This window comes from Rugamonas rivuli, assembly GCF_009380165.1.
Classification (GTDB): domain Bacteria; phylum Pseudomonadota; class Gammaproteobacteria; order Burkholderiales; family Burkholderiaceae_D; genus Rugamonas; species Rugamonas rivuli.
Genome location: NZ_WHUF01000002.1, coordinates 592,259 through 612,844, shown reverse-complemented (window position 1 = coordinate 612,844; position 20,586 = coordinate 592,259). Strand labels below are relative to the sequence as shown.

Here is a 20,586-nt window from a genome sequence, read left to right as displayed (position 1 = left end):
GGGCGATTGTACGACAGCTGAAAATTAGCTGCCGCCGGTGCGCGATTGCTTGGGCAAGGGCGTGTTCGGTTTCCAGGCGGCCGACAGCGCCTGCCCTTCCTCGATCTGCTCCGGCGTCATGCTCTTGACCACGGCCGAACGCTGCTCGGCCGCGTTCATCGAACCGTTGGCCGCAGCCAGGTTCCACAGCATGTAGGCGATTACGTTATCCTGCGGCATGCCGGCCATGTGATAGCGATACATCAGCCCCAGCGCCTGCTGCGCGTCCGGGTGGCCCTGCTCGGCCGCCTTGCGGAACCAGGTGACGGCCTGCTTGTGGTCCTGGATCACGGCATTGCCGGTGTAGTACATGGCGCCGACCACATACTGCGCGTCGGCCTTGCCCTGCAGCGCGGCCTTGCGGTGCCACTCCAGCGCCTGCTTGTAATCCTGGGTGACGCCACGGCCCATGTAATACATCAAGCCCAGCAGGTGCTGGGCGTCGGCATTGCCGGCTTTGGCGAGCGGCGATATCTCTTTCAAGGCCGCCGAGTAGTTTTTGTTGTTATAGGCGGTAGCGCCTTCGGCGAATCCGGCCATCGCAGCCTGTTGCAGGCCCAGTGCGAGACCGATCGCTAGTATGAATTTTTTCATGTCGCGTAGGTGTGTGTGTTTTACTTCCAACTTACCTTGCCCAGACCGTCAACGCTCACGTTGCGGTTCAGGGGCTTGCCATAGACAGTGACCGATCCCAGGCCGCTCAAGTTCAATGTCGCATTGGTCTTGGCGTTGACCGTGGCGTTGCCCAGACCGCTCAGGTCGATGTTGACGGAGTCGGCCTGGAACTTCTGCGCATTCAATCCGCCCAGTCCGCCCAGCGTCGCCTTCAGCGACTTGCTGTTGCCGCCCAGCGTGATGTAGCCGGCGCCGCGCAGATCCAGTTCCACGCTGTCGTTCTCGCTGACCCACAGATGCATGCTGCCGACGCCGCCCAGGTTGGCCTTCAGGACTTTGTAGTCACAGACCACCTTCATCGTGCCGGCGCCATCCATCGTCAATTCCAGTTCGTCTCCGCTGAAGCCGTTGATCTCGGTCGAGCCCACGCCCTCGGACACCACTTCCCGCAACATCGGCAGCACCAGCTCGGCACGCGTGGAGGAGCGGCCTATCTTCAGCCCCCGCCCTTCGGTCTCCAGGTGCAGCGTATCGCCGGCGGTCGATGTCGTAATCTTTTCCATGGTGCGCTTGTCCGCGTAGAGCGTCAACGAAGGCGTGGCGCCCTGGCGCAGCTTCAAGTCGAGTACGCCGTCGAGCTTGACGCGCACCACGCGGGCATCCAGCGTGATGACGCGCTTCTCGGTGGCTTCGTCGGCAGCCTGGGCGCGGCCAAACAGCGCACAGAAAGCGGCAAACAGCAGGCCAAATTGGAAAAGCTTGTTCATTATCGGTTCCTCTGATGTTGTTCTTGGTGCGGCAAAGGGCTAATGTAGCAGCGCACTAAGCTTTCTAGCAATCTTTGCAGTACGACCAATTGTCAAATTACGACAGGCTGGCTTTTTTCACTGCGGTCAGGCGTTTGGCCTTGATGACGACAACTTGCATCGGAGCGTGGGCGGCGGCAACGTGGATGGCGGGTTGCAGGGCGACGGTGGCTTCGGCGGCGGCGCTGGCGTAGGCGGATACGCCCAGCAGAACGGCGGCGGTGACGAAGATGGCTTCCATGTTTTTGGCGATGTTCATTTTTGCTCTCCTTGAATGCGTTTCGGTATGTGATCACTATAGCCATCACTTGACGAACGATCATGCGGATTGCGACGAACTGCACAAATGGGGGACTGGGCGACAGAAAACCGGGAATAGGGCTGGAATGCGCAGCGGCGGACGCCGCTGCGCGAGGGGATGTTACTGATTCAGACCGGCGTTGACGGCGCTCCAGAAGCTGGCGTCCTCCATGCCGAAGGCGTAGATCGAGGTGCCGGCCAGGCCGTAGGCACTCACCAGGCCGGTTTTCATGGTCACGCTCTTGGCGTTCTCATTCCACACCGTGTGCTTCTTGCCGCCGGTGGTGTAGTTGAAGGTGATGGCGTTGACGTTGTTATCGTACTTCGGCGTGACGCCGTACTTGGTCAGCAGCGCCGGCACGTTACGCCAGAACAGCTGGCTGCCCTCGCCTTCCTTCACCCAGTCATAGCCGTAGGCCGGAATGCCGTTCAACACCTTGGCCGCCGGCGCCTTGCTGGTGGCATAGTCCAGCGCGTTCTCCATCCAGTCGGAACCGGCGACCGCGCCCGGCGCCCAGGCAGGGATCGCCTCGTCGTAGGTCATCACCTGGATATAGTCGGCCGACTGGCCCAGCGCGGCCAGGTCGAACGGCAGGTTGTAAGGATCGTTTTCGTCGGTGGCCGAGAAGGCCGGCACCGTCATGATCAGCTTCAGGCCCTGCGCGTGCAGCGCCGTGGACAACGCAGCGGAGAACGCGCTGAGGTTGGCGCGATCTGCCTGGTCCACCGCTTCGAAATCGACATTGATGCCGGCGAAGCCGTTGGCCTTGGCGAAGGCAACCAGGTTGGCCACCGCCGTGGCGCGCTTGGCGCCCGTGACCGCATGCGAGATGAGCGGATCCCAGCCGTCGTTGGAGACGTTGGAGATGCAGCCATAAATCGGTATGCCCTTGGACTTGAGGAAGGTGATGGCGTTGCTCGGCGTCGGATCGCCGTTGCCGACAATGGCGCCGGCGCTGGTGATGTTCCAGAAGTCGATGGCCACCGCGTTGACGTTGGCGTAGTACTTGGTCAGCGAATTGTAGTTGTTGCTGTAGCCCGAATAATAGGCCAGCACCATCTTGCCGTTGGCCAGCGCCTTGCTGCCAGGCGCGCCGCCCTGCACCACGCGCTCGCCGCCGGCATCGGCCGGCGTGTCCGGCAGCGGCGCGACACGCCCCGCAGCCAGATTGCCCATGCGCGCCATGGCTTTGGGCGATTGCTGGCCTGCGGGGTCGGAGCCCCCGCAACCGGCCAACGCAGCGGCGATACAGGCCGCTATCAGTAATTTTTTCATCGCGTATTCCTCCGATTAAAGTTTGATATAAATTTTTTGACGGTCCAGCACATACCCGACCAACCAGCAGCCCAGCATGTACACCACCGCCCACAGCAACGTCCCGTTGTAGGCACCCGCCCACGGACGGAACAGATTCAGGTAGATCCAATCGAAGACATTCAGGTCGCCGATCTTGAAGAGGAAGAAGGTGGTCGCCACCACTTCGCTGAACAGGTAGATGAACAGCGTGTTGCGGCCGAAGACTTCGAAGAAGTAGGTCCAGCCACGCTTGCCCAGCATGTCGATCACATACAGCAGCAAGGACAGCGTGAACAGGTCGATGGCGATGGTGATCAGCGTATAGGAGCTGGTCCACAGTTTTTTATTCAGCGGGAATACACTGCTCCAGCACAGTGCCAGTACAGTCAGCACAGCGCCGGACATGGCCAGCTTGGCGACCGTCTCGTAGCTGGCGCCCAGCCGGCGCACCAGGCGACCCGCGAAGTAACCGGCCAACACATTGACGATAGATGGCAGCGTGCTCAATATGCCCTCCGGATCGAAGGCGATGCCTTCGCCGTGATACATATGCGCCTCGCCCAGCACCAGCAGGTCCAGCTTGCGCTGCGCGTTGCCGGCCAGCGTGTAGTCGCCGAAGCCGTACATGACGGCCCAGTAGCCCAGCAGCGCCAGCACCGCGAACACCAGCGCGCCCTTCTCCTTCCAGTAATGCAGGATCAGCGAACCGGCGCAGTAACCGAGCGCGATGCGTTGCAGTACACCGAAGATACGGGTGCCGGACAGCGGCAGTACAGTCAGCGAACCACCCTCGGTACTGAAGAACGGATACCAGTACATCAGGAAACCGCACAGGAAGATCAGCGCTGTGCGGGTGAAGATTTTCTTCAGCACCGCCGCCTCGCCCATGCCCTCGTACTTCTCCAGCGTGAAGCTGAGCGCCGTGCCCACCACGAACATAAAGGTCGGGAACACCAGGTCGGTCAACGTCAGGCCGTGCCATTCGGCGTGCAGGAAAGGCGCGTAGGTGGTGGCCGGCGTGCCCGGCATGTTCACCATGATCATCAGCGCGACCGTCAGGCCCCGCAGCACGTCGATGGCTTGCGAACGTTGATGCTGTGTTTTCATTGATCGTCGACTTTCAGTGAATGTATTGGGTTGCTGCAAACGTTATCATCTTCGCCAAGGCACGGCGAATGACCATAAGCCTTTGATTTCATTATTCAATTCCCTGCCCGGCTTACAGTTCCTTACGCGTAAGGACGGGCCTGGCGGGAGCGCGTGACGGCGGCTGCAACAAAACTTCACAGAGCCTTACAAAATGTATTGCGCGCTGTTGCATGCTGTTGCGTTTATGCTCAAGCCGGCAGGCGGATGGTGGCGTTCAAGCCTCCTTCGGGATGGTTCTCCAGCACCAGCTGGCCGCCGTGGGCTTCGATCACGCTGCGGGCGATGCCCAGGCCCAGGCCCATGCCGGCGTCGTTCTGCTCGCGGCCGTGCGCCAGCCGCACGTAGGGATCGAACAGGCTGGCGAAAGCATCGTCCGGCACGCCGGGGCCGTGGTCGCGCACGGCGATCGCCACCACGTCCGGCCCGCTGCTGACGCTGATCTCGGCGCGGTCGCCGTAGTACAAGGCGTTGTCCAGCAGGTTGCCGATGGCGCGCTTCAAGGCCAGCGGCTTGGCACGCACCGTGATGCTGCTGTCGCGATAGCCCACTTCGTGTCCGGCCAGCCGCGCGCTGCGCACCAGGCGGCCCAGCAGCGCGTCCAGCTTGACCTCGGCCGGGTTCTCATGGATGTCGCTGTCCTTCACGCATTGCAGCGCACCTTTGACCATCATGTCCAGTTCATCGAGGTCCTCTTCGAACTCGTTGCGCAGCGCCTCGTCGTCCAGCAGTTCGGAGCGCAGCTTGAGGCGCGTGATCGGCGTGCGCAAGTCGTGCGAGATCGAGATGAACAGCCGCTCGCGATCCTCGATGTAGCGCTGGATGCGCTCGCGCATGGCGCTGAAGGCGCGTGCGGTGTTGATGAATTCCCGGCTGCCCGTCTCCGGCAGCGGCGGCGCGCGGTCGTCCTGGCCCTGGCCAAAGGCGGCGGCGGCATCGGACAAGGCGGCCAGCGGGCGCGTGATCCAGCGCACCACCAGCAGGCAAAGCAGCAGCACCACGGCCAGCGACAGGCCTTGCAGGGACAGGCGGTCCCACGCCAGCGGATCGTTACTGCTCAAGAAGTACGGGTTGGGCATCAGCGCCGCCATGTACAGCCAGTTGCCCGGCTCGATCTCGGTCTGGATCACCAGGATGGGCGCGGGGTCCGGTTGCAGCAGCAGGATGTGCTGGACCCAGGCGTCCGGCAGGTCGCTCAGGTGCACGCCGTCTTCGGACACCACCAGCTGCTCCGGCCAGGCGAAAGCCAGGTGGAAGCTGGGCGAATGCGGCAGATCGCTTTTCAGCGTCGCGCCCACCGTCGCCAGCACGCTGCTGGCCAGCGGATGTGGAGCGATCTGCTGCACCGGCACGTAGGCGTGATTGAGGTTGACGAAGAAGCGCGTGCCGCCCATCTCGCGCAGCTGCTGGATCAGCAGCAGGCGGTAGTTCGGCGGCAGGCTGCGGAAGAAACGGATCGCGCCGGAAGCGCCGTGCGCCATGTACTGCGACGCCGACTGCGCCTCCACCTGCGCCTTGGCGCGCAGCTGGCTGGCCCAGATCACGCTGGCCGCCAGCTGCGTCACCAGCAGGCCGGCCGCCATCACCAGCATCAGGCGGCCCAGCAGCGACTGCGGCCAGATCCTGCCCAGCCGTTCAGGCACTCGCTTAAGCATGCGAGACGCTGACATCGGCCGAGAACACGTAGCCGGCGCCACGCACGGTCTTGATCAGGGCCGGCTGCTTGCCGTCGTCGTTGAGGCGCAGGCGCAAACGGCTGATCTGCACGTCCAGCGAACGGTCCAGCGGGCCGGCGTCGCGGCCACGAGTCTCTTCGCACAGCACGCTGCGGTCCAGGATCACACCCGGATGTTCGACGAAGTACTTCAGCAGCTGGAAGTCCAGCCCCGTCAGCGCGACCACGGCGCCGGCGTTGTCGAGCACCTTGCGCTCCATCAGGTCCAGCGTGAAACCGACAAAGCGGTAGTAGCGCGCCGACGGCGTCTCCAGCGCGGTGCGGCGCAGGATGGCCTTGATGCGGGCCAGCAGCTCGCGCGGGCTGTATGGCTTGGCGATGTAATCGTCCGCGCCCAGCTCCAGGCCGACGATGCGGTCGGTCTCGTCGGAGCTGGCGGTCAGCATGATGATGGGGACATTCGAGCGCTGGCGCACCTGCTTGCACAGCGCGAAACCGTCGGTATCGGGCAGCATCACGTCCAGGATCACCAGCGACAGCTGGTCGGTGTGCGCGTGCAGCTCGGCCAGGAAGCTCTCGCCGTTGTGCGACAGGATCACCTCGTACTGGTTTTTCTCCAGGTAGGTCTTGAGCAGGACGCGGGTCTTTTGGTCATCGTCTACGATCAGTATCTTGCGCACCGGGTGCTCCTTGGCTTCTGAGGTTAAACAAGCGGAACAGCGCGCCCAGGCGGCGTTGCGCCTCGGCCGGCGTGGCCCGGTCGTCTAGAAAATATCGGTGGATTTCGGCGATGATGGCGTCGCGGCTTGCTTCGTCGGTGGCCATGCGGTGCACCAGGCTTGGCGCTTGCACCGCCGCGCCCTGCGCGAAGGTGGTCCAGGAGGCGCGCGCGCAGCTGTCCATCTTCGACACGTCGGCGTCGCGCCGCACCGGCACCGCGCCCTTTAGCGCGTTGAACTCGGCCTGCGCCGGCGACGACACCAGCAGCCGCGCCATCTTTTCCTGCGACGCCATGTGGCGGTAGTCGCCCGCGAACATGGTGAGCGTATCGACGCTGTACAGGTGGTACTTGCCCGTGTCCGGCGCGGTGCCGCAGGCATAGTCGTCGTCCAGCGCCATACCGCGTTCGGCCAGCTCCGGCTTGGCCCAGTCGCCCATAATCATCATCGCGGCCTCGCGGCGCGCGAACTGGCGCACCACTTCCGGCCATGGACGCTCATCGAGCTGGCCGCTGATCCAGCCCTTGACCACGCGCAGCCTCTCCAGCGCCTCGGTGGTGCGGCGGTCGATGGCGGCAGCGGGATTGCGGCGCACGAACAGATCGCGATAGAACTCAGGGCCGCTTTCGGCCAACACCAGGTTCTCGAACAGCGCGGCGACCTGCCAGGCTTCGCTGCTCTGCGCCAGCGGCGTGATGCCGGCGGCCTTGAACTTGAGCGCGACGTTCTGGAATTCCGCCCACGTCTGCGGCGGCGCCAGTTTGAGCTGGGCGAACAGCGCGCGGTTGTAGTACAGCGTATTGACGCGGTGGATGCCGAGCGGCGCAGCCACCACGTGCTTGCGGTGCTGGATCAGCACCTGGATGGTGGGGAAGAGGAAGCCGTTCCAGTTGCCCGCGCTGGCCACGTTGTCGATTTCCAGCAGCAGGCCCAGTTCCGCCCATTCGGCGACGGAAACGCCGATGATCTGCGTGACTTCGGGCGCATCGCCCGCCAGCACGCGGCTCTTCAGCACCTTGCCGGCGCCCAGCCCCGCGCCGCCGGGAATCGCGGCGTCCTTCCATTCGAGGCCTTCGTCGGCCATGCGGGAGGCCAGAACATTGGCGGCCTTGCGCTCGCTGCTGGAGGTCCACCAGTGCAGCACCTGCAGCGTATTGAGCGAGGCGACCGGTGACGTCGCGCCGGCCGCCGCAGGCTGCTGCGGCAGTTGCGTGGCCTGGGCCATGGTCAATGCGCCGCAGTTGAAGGCGCAGGCGGCGGCCAGCAAGCCGAAGGACCAGGCCTTGGCGGGCGGCGCGCGGCGGGCGGTCGAACGAAAGCGTAACCAGTCTGACCACGGCAAGGCTACTTTTTCTGTCGACGCAATCACTCGTTATCCCGAATAAAACAGTGCCACGATTATAACGGAGAAGGTAGCCTCCGGGATGAATTGGTATGCTTTGCGCGGCCCCTCCCCGCTCAGGGGTTGTCGATGCGCGACACCACACCCGGCCTGCCGTTGCGGCCGAACGCGGCGACCTTGATCTGGCCCTTGTCCGATATGGGTCCGCTAACTGGTTTGCTAGTGGTATTCGGCTCACTGCCATCACTGGTGTAGCGCATCGCGATACCCGGCAGGACGTGATTGACCAGCACCTTGCCGTTATCGACCACCAGCCCGGGAGGCGCGATGCGGTAGTCAACGCCGGTGCGCTCCAGGTCCAGGCGTGGCAGCACGCGTTGGCTCAGCGTGTTGACGAAGCCGGACCATGCGGTGCGATGCAGCGCGGCGGCTTTGGCGGCGTCGGTCTCCGTCGCCCAGGCGGGATCGGGCGCCCATGAACGCTCGGCCATCGCCAGCAGGCGTGGCATGACGAGGTAGTCCATGCGTTCCGTCGTGCGTACGGTTTCCGTGAACAGCGTCGCCTCCAGCCCGCGTATGCGGCGCTTGCCGTAGTCGGTCAGTGCGTCCTTGCCAACCAGCGGCGGATTGGCGTTCTTCAGGTAGTCCAGCGGGATGAAGTCGTAGACCGTATCCAGTTCGACGTAGTCGCCCCAGTTCACTCCCGGTTCTTCGGGGTTGGCGTTGTAGGCCATGTCCATGTACATCTTCGTCACCGGCGCCAGCACAATGTCGTAACCGGCGTTGGCCAGGCGGTAGGCGAAGTCCTCGGCGCCTTCCGTGTTGTTCCAGACGTAGGCGCTGAAGCCGCGCTGCGTGAAGCGTGGATTGGGGATCAGCTTATGCTCGCCGCGCACTTTGGTGGCGCGGGCAGCCATCTCTTCCCAGCCGGAGGCGTACAGGCCGTGCTTGCGCAGGATGGCGTCGACGCGGTCGTAGAAGTAGTCCCACAGTTCGGCGGTGCTTTCCAGTTTCTTCTTCTGCATGACCATACGGCTGGCGGGCGACTGCTCCCATGCGCCGCCCGGCAGCTCGTCGCCGCCGACATGGATGGTGTGCAGCGGTGCGCCGGCCTCCTTGTGCATCGCCACAACCTGCGCGATGACATGGTCGATGAAGGTGAAGCTGGATTCCAGGCCGGGATTGATCACGTGGTCGTTGTACAGCTGCGGCGATTTGTAGACCGACTTGTCGGCGAAATCGTTGAGCAGGTATTTGGCGGCGTCGCCCTTGCCTGCGGCTTTCAGGCGGTGGTAGCGGGCCTCCATCGCCTTGACGGCGGCGCGGGCGTGGCCCGGCATTTCGATTTCGGGAATCACCTCGATATGGCGGGCGGCGGCGTAGCGCAGGATCTCGATGTATTCGGCGCGGGTGTAGTAGCCGGTGCCGCTGGCGTCAGCCGGGTTCGGGCCGGAGCCGTAGGCCGGTTGCAGGCGCACGCCCTGCTCCGCGCTATGGCCGCGTACTGCGCCGATGGTGGTCAGCTCGGGCAGGCCGGCGATCTCCAGCCGCCAGCCTTCGTCTTCGGTCAGGTGGAAGTGGAATTTATTGAGCTTGTAGCGGGCCATCAGGTCCAGCAGCTTGAACACGGTCTGCTTGGTGTGGAAGTTGCGGCCGACATCGAGCTGGAAGCCTCGATACTCGAAGCGTGGCGCGTCGGTGATGGTCAGCTCCGGCAGCTCGATGCTGCCCGCTTCCGCGCCAGGCAACGGCAGCAGGTCGCGCAGCGATTGCAGGCCGTAGGCGACGCCGGCGGCGCTGTTGCCGACGATGTCGATGCCGCTGCCTGCCTTGATCGTCAGCGTGTAGGCTTCCGGCGAGGTGGAGCCGGACACCGTGCCCACGCTCAGGCGCAGCGCGGTCGCGCCGGTGCTGCTGGCCGGCAGGCTGGCCGCGAACAGCGTGCGCGCGAATGCGGCTTCGGTCTTCAGCGCGGCCGGTGCGGCGATATTCGGCAGCGCGGCCAGTTTCAGTTTGCCGCCGCCAGCCTCCAGATGCTGCGGCGTCGGGAACACCGGCGGCAACGCGGCGGCCGGCAGCCAATCAGCGTTGGCGTTGCGGCGATAGATATCCTGCACGGTGACGACAGGCTTGGCGCCGCTGCTGCCCTTGTCCAGCTGCTCCGGGCGCGTAACCGGCAGCAGCTGATAATCGGCGATGGCCTGGCCGACATCCGGCGCGTCATCGTAGACCAGGTAAGGCCCGGCCGGCGCCTTGGCAAGCTTGATGACCAGGTCCGGATGGTTGTAGGCGATATTCAGCGTCTGCCCGGCCGGCACGCCAGCGAAGCCCGGTGCGGGACGAATGCGGAACAGATTGCCGGCAACCTGCTCCAGCACCAGCTTGCCCTCCAGCGGCCCGGTCGACACGCCGTCCATGACATTGAAGTACAGCGACCAGCCCTGCGCAGGCAAAGGCTGCTGGTCAACGTTGGACAGGATGAACCGCGCCTGTGTTCCACCGCCCGGCGACTCGGGCGTGAACACATTGCGCACCAGTTCCCAGCGCAGGCGAAGCTGCGCGCCGCTGGCATAGCCCTCCAGCGCCCCCCGGGCCGCTGGCGCCTTCGCTTCCGGCGCTGCATGCACCACCTGCACCAACGAACCGCCCGCCATCGCCACCATCAGCCACGAGGCCAAAACGAAACCACCGCCCTTGCTTTGCTTACGCATTCGATTCCTTTTCATTTACCAGGTCGCGCCAAAACGGATGCCGTAGATGCGCGGGTCGTTATAGGATGCCGTTACATAGCCGGGGTCCACCACGCTTGCATAGTTCTTCGCCAGCGTCTGCCCCCAGTTTTTCACATAAGCCTCCACATGCCATTTTCCGTTCGGCGAAACCAGCTTGAGCGCCGCATCGACCGTGGTGTAGGCTTTCTGCGCATCGGAGATGTGGGGATTATCCAGATTCCGCAGCGAGAAGTACATCTTGTCCTGCCAGCGCGCCGAAATCCATGGCGTCAACGTGTACTCGCCAATCTCAAAGTCCTGCGACGCGTTCAGGTTCAGCGTATTGGCCGGCGCATACGGCAGGCGGTTGCCCGCGATATTCAACGGGAATTTACCGGCGAACAGCGGGTCCGTGCCCTCGTACGCGACGCAAGGCGGAGCGCCATACTTCTCGCGGATATTACAGCTGATCGAACTGTCCTCGCTGTAGGTCGGATAGGACTTGATGACCGCCTTCAGGTGCGAATACGAATAGCCGATGTGCGAACCTGGCCAGGGCTTGTACTCGCCCTCGATCTCCAGGCCGGAGATATTCGCCTGCGCCGCATTCTGCGTGCCGTAAATGACCACGCTGTCGCAGTAAGGATTGGTGACGGTGCACGGCACCTTCGGAATGATCTTGCCGACAGTGACGCCGCCGGTCAGCTGCATGTCCTTGTAGCGGCTGTAGAACGCGGTGGCCGAGAAGGTCAGCTTGTTGTTCAGCAGGCGCCCCTTGTAACCCAGCTCGAAGTTGGTCAGCGTCTCCGGGTTCCACGGCATGTTGGTGTAGTGCGGTCCCGGCGTCATGCCGGCGCAATTGCCGTTCAAGCCGGTGCGGCAGATGTCCTCCTTGTCGCTGAAGCCACCGGCCTTGTAGCCGGTCGACAGCGAGGTGTAGACCAGGTCGCGCGGCGTCAGCTGGCGGCTCAGGCCCAGGCGCCAGGTGAACTTCTTCCACGACGCCGAATCGTCGCTGACCACCGGATGAATGGACGAATCGAAACCGCCCGCGCCGTAGTAGCCGCCCATGCCCGGCTTCAGGTCCGAGCTGTTGAACGGGACGAAGCCCGGAGTTCCCGGCGTGCCGGGATTATGCAGCCCCTTGAAGTAGATCGCCGGATCGTCCGAGAACGCCGTATCCCAGTATTGACCGCCGACGTCCTTGCGGGTGTCGCGGGTCATGCGGCCGCCAACGGTCAGGTTCCAGGTTGGCGCGAATTCCCAATCGGCCTGCGCGAAGATGGCCTTGGAATCGGACTGGCGGTCGGCCTGGTGGTAGAAGTACGACTCGGCCGGGAAACCATAAGTGCCCCACGACGCACCCAGGTAGTCCTGCGCGTAGTCGATCATGTTCTTCTCGTGCATCCAGAACAGGCCGGCCACGTAGCGCAGGCGGTCGTACTTGCCGCGCAGTTGCAGCTCATGGACGGTGGAGACATACTTCGACGCAGTGGTGTAGGTGGCGAAGTCGTTGAACGGAGATGTGCCAGGCCGCGTGGCCAGCTCGCTCTCGATAGGCTGGTAGCCGCTGTCGCTGTCCTGGATTTCGCGCCGCTTCTGGCTCGACCACGATGCGTTGTATTCGATGGTGGTGGACGGGTTCAAGTCCCATACCAGGCCGCTGCGCACGGTGTCGATGGTCATGTCCATCACGCCCGGCACGTTGACCTTCACGTCCCACTGCCCACCCGTGCAGGCGTAGGGCGTGCCGGCCGCCTGTTCGCAGTCCTTGATCGGCAGGTCGCCCGCGCCGTTGTTCTGGTACTTCTCGTACGTCAGGCGCCAGTCCAGGTCCGGGCGGATTTTCCAGCGCGCCTGCAAGCGCGCCGCGTATTCGTCTTTGTTGGTGTAGAACTTGTTGGCGCCGACCTTCTGGTTGAAGCGCTGGTCGACGTCCGGAATGATCTTGCCGGCGGCGTCGCGCGCAGGCACGATGCCCAGCGCCGGGAAGTCCGCCGCGTAGAAGTCCTGCTGCTGGTTGATGTAGCCGTCGCGCTTGATCTTCATCGCCGTCACGCGCAGCGCGAAGTTGTCGCTGACCGGGATGTTCTGCACCGCCGATATCTGGCGTCCACGGTAGTTGCTCACATCCGCCTCGACGGTGCCGTAGCTGCTGCCGAATTCCGGCTTGGCCGGGATGATGTTGATGCTGCCGCCGGTCGAGTTACGGCCGAACAGCGTGCCCTGCGGGCCGCGCAGCACCTCGACCTGATCCAGGTCGAACATCAGCGCCAGCGCAGCCTGGGGCCGCGGCTGATACAGCCCCGCCACGTGCAGGCCGACGGCCGGGTTGCCGATCTCCGTGAAGTCGGAACTGCTCACGCCCCGGATCGCGATCTGCACCCCGCCGCTGCCATCGTTCGACGTCCCCAGTTGCAGATTGGGGATCTGGCCGCTCAAGCCGCGCACGTCGGTGATGCCGTCACGGCTCAATGCTTCCTGTGTCACCGCCGTTACCGCTACCGGCGTCTTGAGCAGCGACGTGGAATGGCGCGTCGCCGTTACCTTGACTTCCGCCACCTGGTCCTTGGTGGCGATGGCCGACGCATCGGAGCCTTCCTGCTGCTGCGCCGCCGCGCCGCCAGCCATGCCAGCGCAGGCGCTGGCGATGGCGAGACTCATTAACTTTTTATTGGTACTGTGATGCGACATCATTGCTCTCCCGATTAAAACGTTATTTATCCCGCCATCTACCCAGCATTACGCTCAGCTTTTTTAGAACTTGGCTTTCAAGCCAACGCTGTAGCGCGCACCGTTTTCATACACACCCACCGGCAGGCCGTCGGTGGTATTGGTCCGGATGACTTCATTGGTGATGTTCACCGCCGTGAAGTACAGGCTGACCTTCGGCGTGATATCCCAGCTGGCCGACGCATCCCACTGGCCGTAGGCGCTGGTCACATCCTGGCCGCCCTCATCCAGGGCACCGTAGGCCTTGGAGCGGTAGTTGTACGACAGCCGCGCGCTGTAGCCGTTCTTCTCGAAGAAGCCGGTGATGTTGGCTTGGTTGCGCGAGTTGCCCACCACGTTCAGCTTCACGCCACCCGCATTTGCGCCGGTCTTGGCGTCGGTGTAGGTGTAGTTGACGATGGCGCCGAAGCCGCTGCTGAAGGCTTGCTGCCATTGCAGTTCCAGGCCGTTGACCGTTTCGCCGTTGTTGGCGTTGTACGGGCGAGTCACAGGACGCACCACACCGGCCACGTTTTCCTGCGTCGTCTGCGTGTAGATGAAGGTGTCCAGCTTCTTGGCAAACAAGGTCGCCGACAGCAGCGACGCATCGGCGTAGTACCACTCGGCGCCGATCTCCGCCTGGTTGGCGTGGTAAGGCTTGAGCAGCGGATTGCCGGAAGTGGCGGCGTTGGTGGTGCCGCTGACTTCCGTACTGGCGCTCAAATCGCTGTAGGTGTTACGCGCCATCACACGCGCCACGGCGCCACGCACCAGCAGGTCCTTGTTGACGGTGTAGACCGCGTTCAGGTTGGGCAGCACATCGGTGTAGCTGCGGCTGACGTTGGCCAGCGAGTAGTTGCCGGTGCCCGTCAAGTCCTGGTAAGCCTCGGAGTTCTGGTCGGCCTTGACGATGCGGGCGCCGAAGTCGCCGCGCCATTGGCCGAAGGCGAAGTCCGCACGCGCATAGGTCGCGTAGATCTTTTCCTTGATCTTGTAGTACTCGCCCTTCGCTTCCGCGTAGACCATGCCCTTGTCGTACATCGGGAAGCCTTTGGAGTAAGCCAGGCCGTCATCCACCCACGCATACTGGGTCAGCGAGCCAGGATTGGCGGCCTTCTGGCTTAACAGCGGCGACGCACCGGTCGACAGATCGGCCAACGAGAACGACTGCCAGCCCACGTTGCCAGGGCCGTCGGTGCCGATGATGCGATGGTTCTGCACCGTGGTGTCGCGGAACTTGGCGCCCACCTTGATCGACTTCAGGAAGCCGTTGTTCAAGTCCAGCGTCAGGTCGCCCTGCGCGTAGTTCTCCTTGGTCTCCATGCGGCGGATCCAGTCGCGCGAGCTTTGCAAAGTCAGCTTGCTCGCGTCGAGCGGATTGATGTCCAGGTACTTGACCTCATAGGTGTCCGGCGCGATGTTGAAGGTGGTGCGGGTGTTCCCGACGAACCAGAAGTTGCGGTCATGGTCACTGCCGCCGGAGCCTTTGGTGGTACCGGCCTGGCCGTGGAATTTCCAGTTGTCCGCATCGTAGGTGCCTTCCAGGTCCAGCACTTCCGACTTCACGTAGGACTGGCGGAAGATAGGCTCGAACGACACGCCGCCCGTCGGGCCGACGGTGCCGCCGACCAGCGCCTTGGTGCCGTCGGAGGTGGTGATGAACTTTGGATTGGTGACGGCGATATTGCCCTTCTTGTCCGCCAGACCGCCCGCTTCCCACAGGTAGTTCTGGTTGCTGTTGTCCATGCTCATATCCGAGTTCATGTAGTTCAGCGAGAGGTCGGTGTTGGCGTTCGGGCGGGCCTGCAGCGTGATGTCGCCGGTGGTGCGCTTGCGGTCCTGGCGGAAGATGGCCGAGCCGCCGCCCCACGACGCATAAGCGCCTGGCGTAACGACGCCGTTCTGGTCGACGATGTTGTACTTGGTCGAATCGGTGAAGTTTTCCAGGCCGTCGCGGCGCATGGTGCGCTGCTGGCGGCTCAGGGCGACCAGTGCGCCGAAGGTCTTCTGTTCATTGGTCCAGCTCAGCAAACCGGAGAGCTGCGGGTCGGTCTTCTTCGGCAGCTTGCTGTAGGTCGCTTCCGCCGACACCTGCGCCACCAGTGGCTTCAGCTGGAATGGCTTGCGGGTCTTGACGATGACCAGGCCACCGATGCTGCCCTCGTCCAGGTCGGCCGACGGGCTTTTGTACACGTCGATGCTGCCCACCAGTTCCGATGCAAGGATGTCGTAGTTGAAGCCACGGCTCTGCGAATCGTTCTTCCACCAGTAGCCCGAGGCGACTGCCTGGCCGTTCAACTGCGTCAGGTTCAGGTTCTTGTCGGTGCCGCGTACGAAGATGTCGCGGCCCTCGCCCCAGGTGCGGTCCACGGAGATGCCCGGCACGCGCTGCAGCGAGTCGGCCACGTTCTTGTCGGGGAACTTGCCGACTTCCTCGGCGGTCACGGTGTCGATGACGTTGCCGGAATCGCGCTTCTCGGCCAGGTTGCGCTTCAGGCGCTCGCGGATGCCGCGCACCTCAACGGTTGCGGTGTCGCCAGCGGGTACCGCGTCGCTGGCCTGCGCCGCTTCGGCCGCAACTGGATCGGCTGCGTAAGCATGGTGCGCAAAGCCGCCGCTCAGCGCCAGCGCGATCAAGTTAGGTAGTAGTTTTTTCTTAAATACCGGCTTAGTCATTCAATTCTCCTTGTTTGAAAATGTGAACCGCATAGATCTCAGACACTGCGCATCATGCCGCGCGCGGCCGAAACCATATTCCCCGGACGCAGGCGTCGTAGCGCCTGTCCCCCTTCGTCAAACACGTGGAAGGCGGTGCTGTCGGCCGAGAAGACGATGGATTGTCCGATCTCGACGTGACGTTCGCCGTCTCCGCGTATCACCACGTCTTCTCCACCCTCACGACTGACGTAGATGTAATTGGCTTCGCCCAGGTGTTCGACCACACTGACCTCGCCTTTGAAAACTTCCGAACCGGCGCGCAATTCGCTGATATGTTCGGCGCGCAGGCCCAGCGTCACCTTTGTGCCGATGCGCAGGCCGCTGCCGTCGACATAGGCGCGCACCGACTCGCCGCTGGGCAGCAGCACCAGCACGCCGCCGGGGCCCGCCTCGGCGATGGTGCCGGCCATCAGGTTCATCTTCGGCGAGCCGATAAAGCTCGCCACGAACAGGTTGCGCGGCTGCTGGTACAGGTCCAGCGGCGTGCCGGCCTGCTGGATCTTCCCTTCGTGCATGACGACGATCTTGTCGCCCAAGGTCATCGCCTCGACCTGGTCGTGCGTGACGTAGACGATGGTGGCGTCGAGCTGGCGGTGCAGCTTGGCGATCTCAAGGCGGGTCTGCACGCGCAGCGCGGCGTCCAGGTTGGACAGCGGCTCGTCGAACAGGAACAGGCGCGGTTCGCGCACGATGGCGCGGCCGATGGCCACCCGCTGTCGCTGGCCGCCGGACAGCTCGCGCGGCAGGCGTTCCAGCAGATGCTCGATCTTCAGCGTGGCGGCGGCGCGGGTGATGCGCTCCTTGATCGCCGCCTTGCCCTGCCCCGCCACCTTCAGGCCGAAGGCCATATTCTGGAACACCGTCATGTGCGGATACAGCGCGTAGCTCTGGAACACCATGGCGATGCCGCGTTCTGCCGGCGGCAGATGGTTGACCACCTCGTCGCCGATGGACATGCTGCCGCCGGTGATGCTCTCCAGGCCACACAGCATCCGCAGCAGCGTCGATTTGCCGCAGCCGGACGGGCCGACCAGCACCACGAACTCGCCGTGTGCGATATCCAGATCGATGCCGGCCAGGACATCGGTCTTGCCATCGTAGGATTTACGCAGCTGCTTCAGGCTGACACTTGCCATTACATTCCTCTTTCAGTTATTGGGTTACTTGACCGCGCCAGCCGTCAGGCCGCGGATCAACTGGCGCGAAAACAGCGCGTACAAAATCAGCATCGGTATCACGGCCAGCGACAGCGCCGCCAGCACGGAATTCCAGTCGGTGACGTACTGGCCGATGAACTGCTGCACGCCCAGCGTGACGGTCTTGGTGCGGTCGGACGGCGCCAGGATCAGCGGGAACCACAGGTCGTTCCACGCCGGGATCATGGTGAACACCGCCACCGTCGCAATCGCCGGCCGTATCAGCGGCAGCACCACCTGGAAGAAGATGCGCACCTCGCCGACGCCGTCGCAGCGCGCCGCGTCCTTCAGCTCCGACGGCACCTGGCGCATGAATTCGGACAGGATCATGACCGCCAGCGGCAGGCCCTGCGCCGTGTACACCAGGATCAGCGCGGCCAGCGTGTTGACCAGTTCCAGCTTGACCATCAGCTCCAGGATCGCCACGGTGCCGAGGCGGATCGGGATCATGATGCCGAGGGCGAGGAACAGCGTCAGCACGCGGTTGCCCATGAAGCTGTATTCCGACAGCGCCCATGCCGCCATCGCGCCGAACAGCACGATGCACAACAGCGCCAGCAGAGTCACATACAAGCTGTTGCCAAAGTAGAGCAGGAAGTTGGTGCTGGCCAGGACTTTCTGGAAGCCGATGAAGGTCAGCGAATCCATCGTCGGCAGCGCCAGCGGATCGTCAAAGATGGCGGCGCGGCTCTTGACCGAGTTAATCAGGATCAGCGCGATCGGGAACAGCGCCAGCACGGTGTAGGCGATCAGCGCGGCGTGCACCATCAGGCGGCCCGGTTCGAAACGGCTGGCCAGCGGTACGGGTGGGTTCATGGCGATAGCGGTCATGGCGCGGCCCTCACAGTGCAAAGCGGGTCAGCCTGCGCTGGACACCGACAAAATAAACGCCCACGCCGGCCAGGATCACCAGGAACATCAGCGTGGCGACGGCGGAACCCAGGTAGGCATTGCCGACCTGCGCCTGGTAGCCGAAGAAGGTGCGGTAGAACAGCGTGCCCAGGATATCGGTCGAATAGTTCGGCCCGGCCAGCGCGCCCTTGATCGAGTAGATCAGGTCAAAGGCGTTGAAGTTGGCGACGAAGGTCAGTATCGTCACCAGGCCCAAGGTCGGATAAATCAGCGGCAGCTTGATCTGCCAGAAGATGCGCAGCGCACCGGCGCCTTCCACGTGCGCCGCTTCGACGATTTCCTCCGGCACCGCCAGCAGCGCGGCGTAGATCAGCATCATCGGCATGCCGATGTACTGCCACACCGAGATCATCGAGAGCGTCGCCAGCGCGGTTTCCTCCTGCCCCATCCACGGCGCGAACCAGTCGGCCAGGCCGGCAAAGCCCATCAGCTTTTCACCCACGCCCCACAGCGGCGACAGGATCAGCTGCCAGATAAAGCCGATGATCACCACCGACAGCAGCGTCGGCAAAAAGATCAGCGTGCGGTAGGTACGGGCGCCGCGCAGCCCTTTCAAACTAAACAGCGTCGCCAGCAGCAGGCCGATGGGGTTCTGCAGCAGCATATGGATGCAGAAGAACTTGGCGTTGTTGGCCATCGCGTTCCAGAAGCCGGCCGACCAGTCGGGATCGAGCAGGATGGTGCGGAAGTTCTCCAGGCCGACGAAGACGGTCTTGCCGCTGTCGTCGGCGTTGAAGAAGCCCTGCCCCAGCGTCTGCACCAGCGGCAGTGCGCTGAACAGAGAATAGATCAGCACCGCCGGCGCCAGGAACAGCAGCAGCTGCCAGGGCCGCACCGTATTAACCGCATGTTTCAAATAAGCCTCCAGAATTCAGAATTCGGGCAAAAAAAGAGCCGGCGCCGCGCCCGGCGCCGGCCAAAGGAATCACACAATCAGGGGGAGGGATTGGTGTGATACTACTTTTGCTGTGGCTTGTACCACTTCGCAAATCCGTTTTGCAGCTTGGTGGCGGCGTCCTTGGGCGCCAGCTTGCCGTTCAATACCTGGGCGTTGATGTTCCACAGTTCGCTCTCCATGCTGGGCTGGCCGCGATTCAGCACCTGGGCGTTGAAGCGGATGGTGGAAGCGCAGGTGCTGCGCCATTCCGCCATCTGCTTGGCTACCGGGTCGCGCACCGCGATCAGGTGGTTGGACAGCGAGAAGAAACCGGTCACGCGGTTGGTGTAGATGTCCGCGAATTCCTGCGAGCCCACCCAGGCCAGGAATTTGAAGGCGTCGTCCTTGTTGCGCGACTTTTTGTTGATGCCGATGCCGATGTCCATGTGGTCGGAGATGAAGCACGGGTCGCCCGCCTTGCGCACCGGCGGCGGAAACGCGCCCAGCTCCAGGCCCGGCGTCTGGCCGAAGTACGAGATATCCCACGAGCCGGTCGGGTAGATCGCAGCGCGGCCCAGCGCGAACTGGTTCTGGCTGTCGCCGTAGGTCTGGGCGCTGGCGCCCTTGCTCAGATAAGTACCCATGCGCTGCTCGAACTGCAAGGCCTCGACGAAGGGAGCATCGGTCAGCTTGGCTTTGCCGGATATGAGGGCCTTGCGCCCTTCCTCGCCGCGCCAGAAGTTCGGGCCGATATTGGTATAAACCATTTGGCTCGATTCCCACTGGTCGGCAGTGCCCAGCGCCAGCGGCGCTACGCCGCCCTTCTTCAACGCCTCCAGCACGCCGAAGAATTCATCCACCGTTTTCGGCGGTTGCAGGTTCAGCTTCTTGAAGATCTTCTTGTTGTACAAAAAACCGTGGATCACGGAAGCCACCGGCATGCAGAAGGTGTCCTTGGCGTCGTCGGTCTGCCAGGCCACCGTCGACGTGGGCGCGAAGTTCTGCATGCCCGCTTTGCCGTCCAGTTTTTCCAGGTGCCCCTTCTTGTACAGCGACAGCGATACGTCGAACGGACGGCAGGCGATCAAGTCGCCGGCCGTGCCGCCGGCCAGGCGCGCGGCCAGGCTGGAGTCGTATTCGGTCGGCGCGGTCGGCGCGAACTTCACTTCGATGCCGGGATTACTTTTCTCGAAGGCCGGCAGCAATACCTTTTCCCACAGCGTCTTGTCGTCGACGCGCCAGCTTTCGATCACCAGCGTGCCAGCCTGCGCGGCCTGGGCGGAGAACATGGCGGTCAACAGAGCGTTGCGAACAATCCGGCGTACTTGCATGGTTAAGTCCTTTTTGCGTAGCTTTATTTACAACGATGAATTTATTCTAGCATTGGCTTTTCTGTGACAAGAGGGTTAGTTGCATTATGGAATTAAACACATAAGACATTGAATTTATTGGGATAAGTTTTTCCGGGACGGCCACCGCATTACATTTCCTTACCGCCGAAGGGGCCGCAACGGGGTCTGC

The 20,586-nt window shown here is 63.1% G+C and carries 15 protein-coding genes; all 15 read right to left on the bottom strand.

The genetic code is table 11. The annotated features are described in order from the left end of the window. Positions 1-24 precede the first annotated feature (24 nt). A complete protein-coding gene (locus GEV01_RS07890; protein ID WP_152803207.1) occupies positions 25-633 on the bottom strand; it encodes a tetratricopeptide repeat protein in 609 nt (202 codons plus the stop codon). Between the two features lie 20 nt (positions 634-653). After that, positions 654-1,421: a GIN domain-containing protein gene (locus GEV01_RS07885; protein ID WP_008450364.1), complete on the bottom strand. Its 768-nt coding sequence runs from the start codon at positions 1,419-1,421 to the stop codon at positions 654-656. A gap of 97 nt (positions 1,422-1,518) precedes the next feature. After that, a complete protein-coding gene (locus GEV01_RS07880) occupies positions 1,519-1,719 on the bottom strand; it encodes a hypothetical protein (RefSeq protein ID WP_152803205.1) in 201 nt (66 codons plus the stop codon). A gap of 162 nt (positions 1,720-1,881) precedes the next feature. Further along, positions 1,882-3,036 (bottom strand): glycosyl hydrolase family 18 protein, encoded by a 1,155-nt coding sequence (locus tag GEV01_RS07875; protein ID WP_152803202.1) that lies wholly within the window; start codon positions 3,034-3,036, stop codon positions 1,882-1,884. A 15-nt stretch (positions 3,037-3,051) separates the two neighbouring features. Beyond that, positions 3,052-4,164 (bottom strand): acyltransferase family protein, encoded by a 1,113-nt coding sequence (locus GEV01_RS07870; RefSeq protein WP_152803200.1) that lies wholly within the window; start codon positions 4,162-4,164, stop codon positions 3,052-3,054. 230 nt (positions 4,165-4,394) lie between these two features. Then, complete coding sequence (locus GEV01_RS07865; RefSeq protein ID WP_152803199.1) at positions 4,395-5,858, bottom strand: ATP-binding protein; 1,464 nt, start codon at positions 5,856-5,858, stop codon at positions 4,395-4,397. Then, on the bottom strand, positions 5,851-6,558 hold the full coding sequence (locus tag GEV01_RS07860) for a response regulator (RefSeq protein ID WP_008450376.1): 708 nt from the start codon (positions 6,556-6,558) through the stop codon (positions 5,851-5,853). Before GEV01_RS07860 ends, GEV01_RS07865 begins: the two co-directional genes overlap by 8 nt. Further along, positions 6,530-7,966 carry an ABC transporter substrate-binding protein gene (locus GEV01_RS07855; protein ID WP_328595458.1) on the bottom strand — a complete coding sequence of 479 codons (1,437 nt, stop codon included), beginning with the start codon at positions 7,964-7,966 and terminating at the stop codon, positions 6,530-6,532. Before GEV01_RS07855 ends, GEV01_RS07860 begins: the two co-directional genes overlap by 29 nt. 89 nt (positions 7,967-8,055) lie before the next feature. Next, positions 8,056-10,650 carry a family 20 glycosylhydrolase gene (locus tag GEV01_RS07850; RefSeq protein WP_152803197.1) on the bottom strand — a complete coding sequence of 865 codons (2,595 nt, stop codon included), beginning with the start codon at positions 10,648-10,650 and terminating at the stop codon, positions 8,056-8,058. Positions 10,651-10,665: 15 nt separating this feature from the next. Further along, the gene (locus GEV01_RS07845; RefSeq protein WP_235914277.1) at positions 10,666-13,314 is read right to left on the bottom strand and encodes a TonB-dependent receptor; all 2,649 of its coding nucleotides are present in this window, start codon (positions 13,312-13,314) and stop codon (positions 10,666-10,668) included. Between the two features lie 93 nt (positions 13,315-13,407). After that, the gene (locus GEV01_RS07840; protein WP_152803193.1) at positions 13,408-16,038 is read right to left on the bottom strand and encodes a TonB-dependent receptor; all 2,631 of its coding nucleotides are present in this window, start codon (positions 16,036-16,038) and stop codon (positions 13,408-13,410) included. A 38-nt stretch (positions 16,039-16,076) separates the two neighbouring features. After that, complete coding sequence (locus tag GEV01_RS07835; protein WP_152803191.1) at positions 16,077-17,216, bottom strand: ABC transporter ATP-binding protein; 1,140 nt, start codon at positions 17,214-17,216, stop codon at positions 16,077-16,079. 24 nt (positions 17,217-17,240) lie between these two features. After that, positions 17,241-18,107, bottom strand: a complete 867-nt coding sequence (locus GEV01_RS07830; RefSeq protein WP_152803189.1) for a carbohydrate ABC transporter permease — start codon at positions 18,105-18,107, stop codon at positions 17,241-17,243. A 10-nt stretch (positions 18,108-18,117) separates the two neighbouring features. Beyond that, positions 18,118-19,044, bottom strand: coding sequence for a carbohydrate ABC transporter permease (locus GEV01_RS07825; protein ID WP_152803187.1), 927 nt, complete (start codon positions 19,042-19,044; stop codon positions 18,118-18,120). Between the two features lie 101 nt (positions 19,045-19,145). Further along, positions 19,146-20,396, bottom strand: coding sequence for an ABC transporter substrate-binding protein (locus GEV01_RS07820; protein WP_152803185.1), 1,251 nt, complete (start codon positions 20,394-20,396; stop codon positions 19,146-19,148). Between the last annotated feature and the right edge of the window lie 190 nt (positions 20,397-20,586).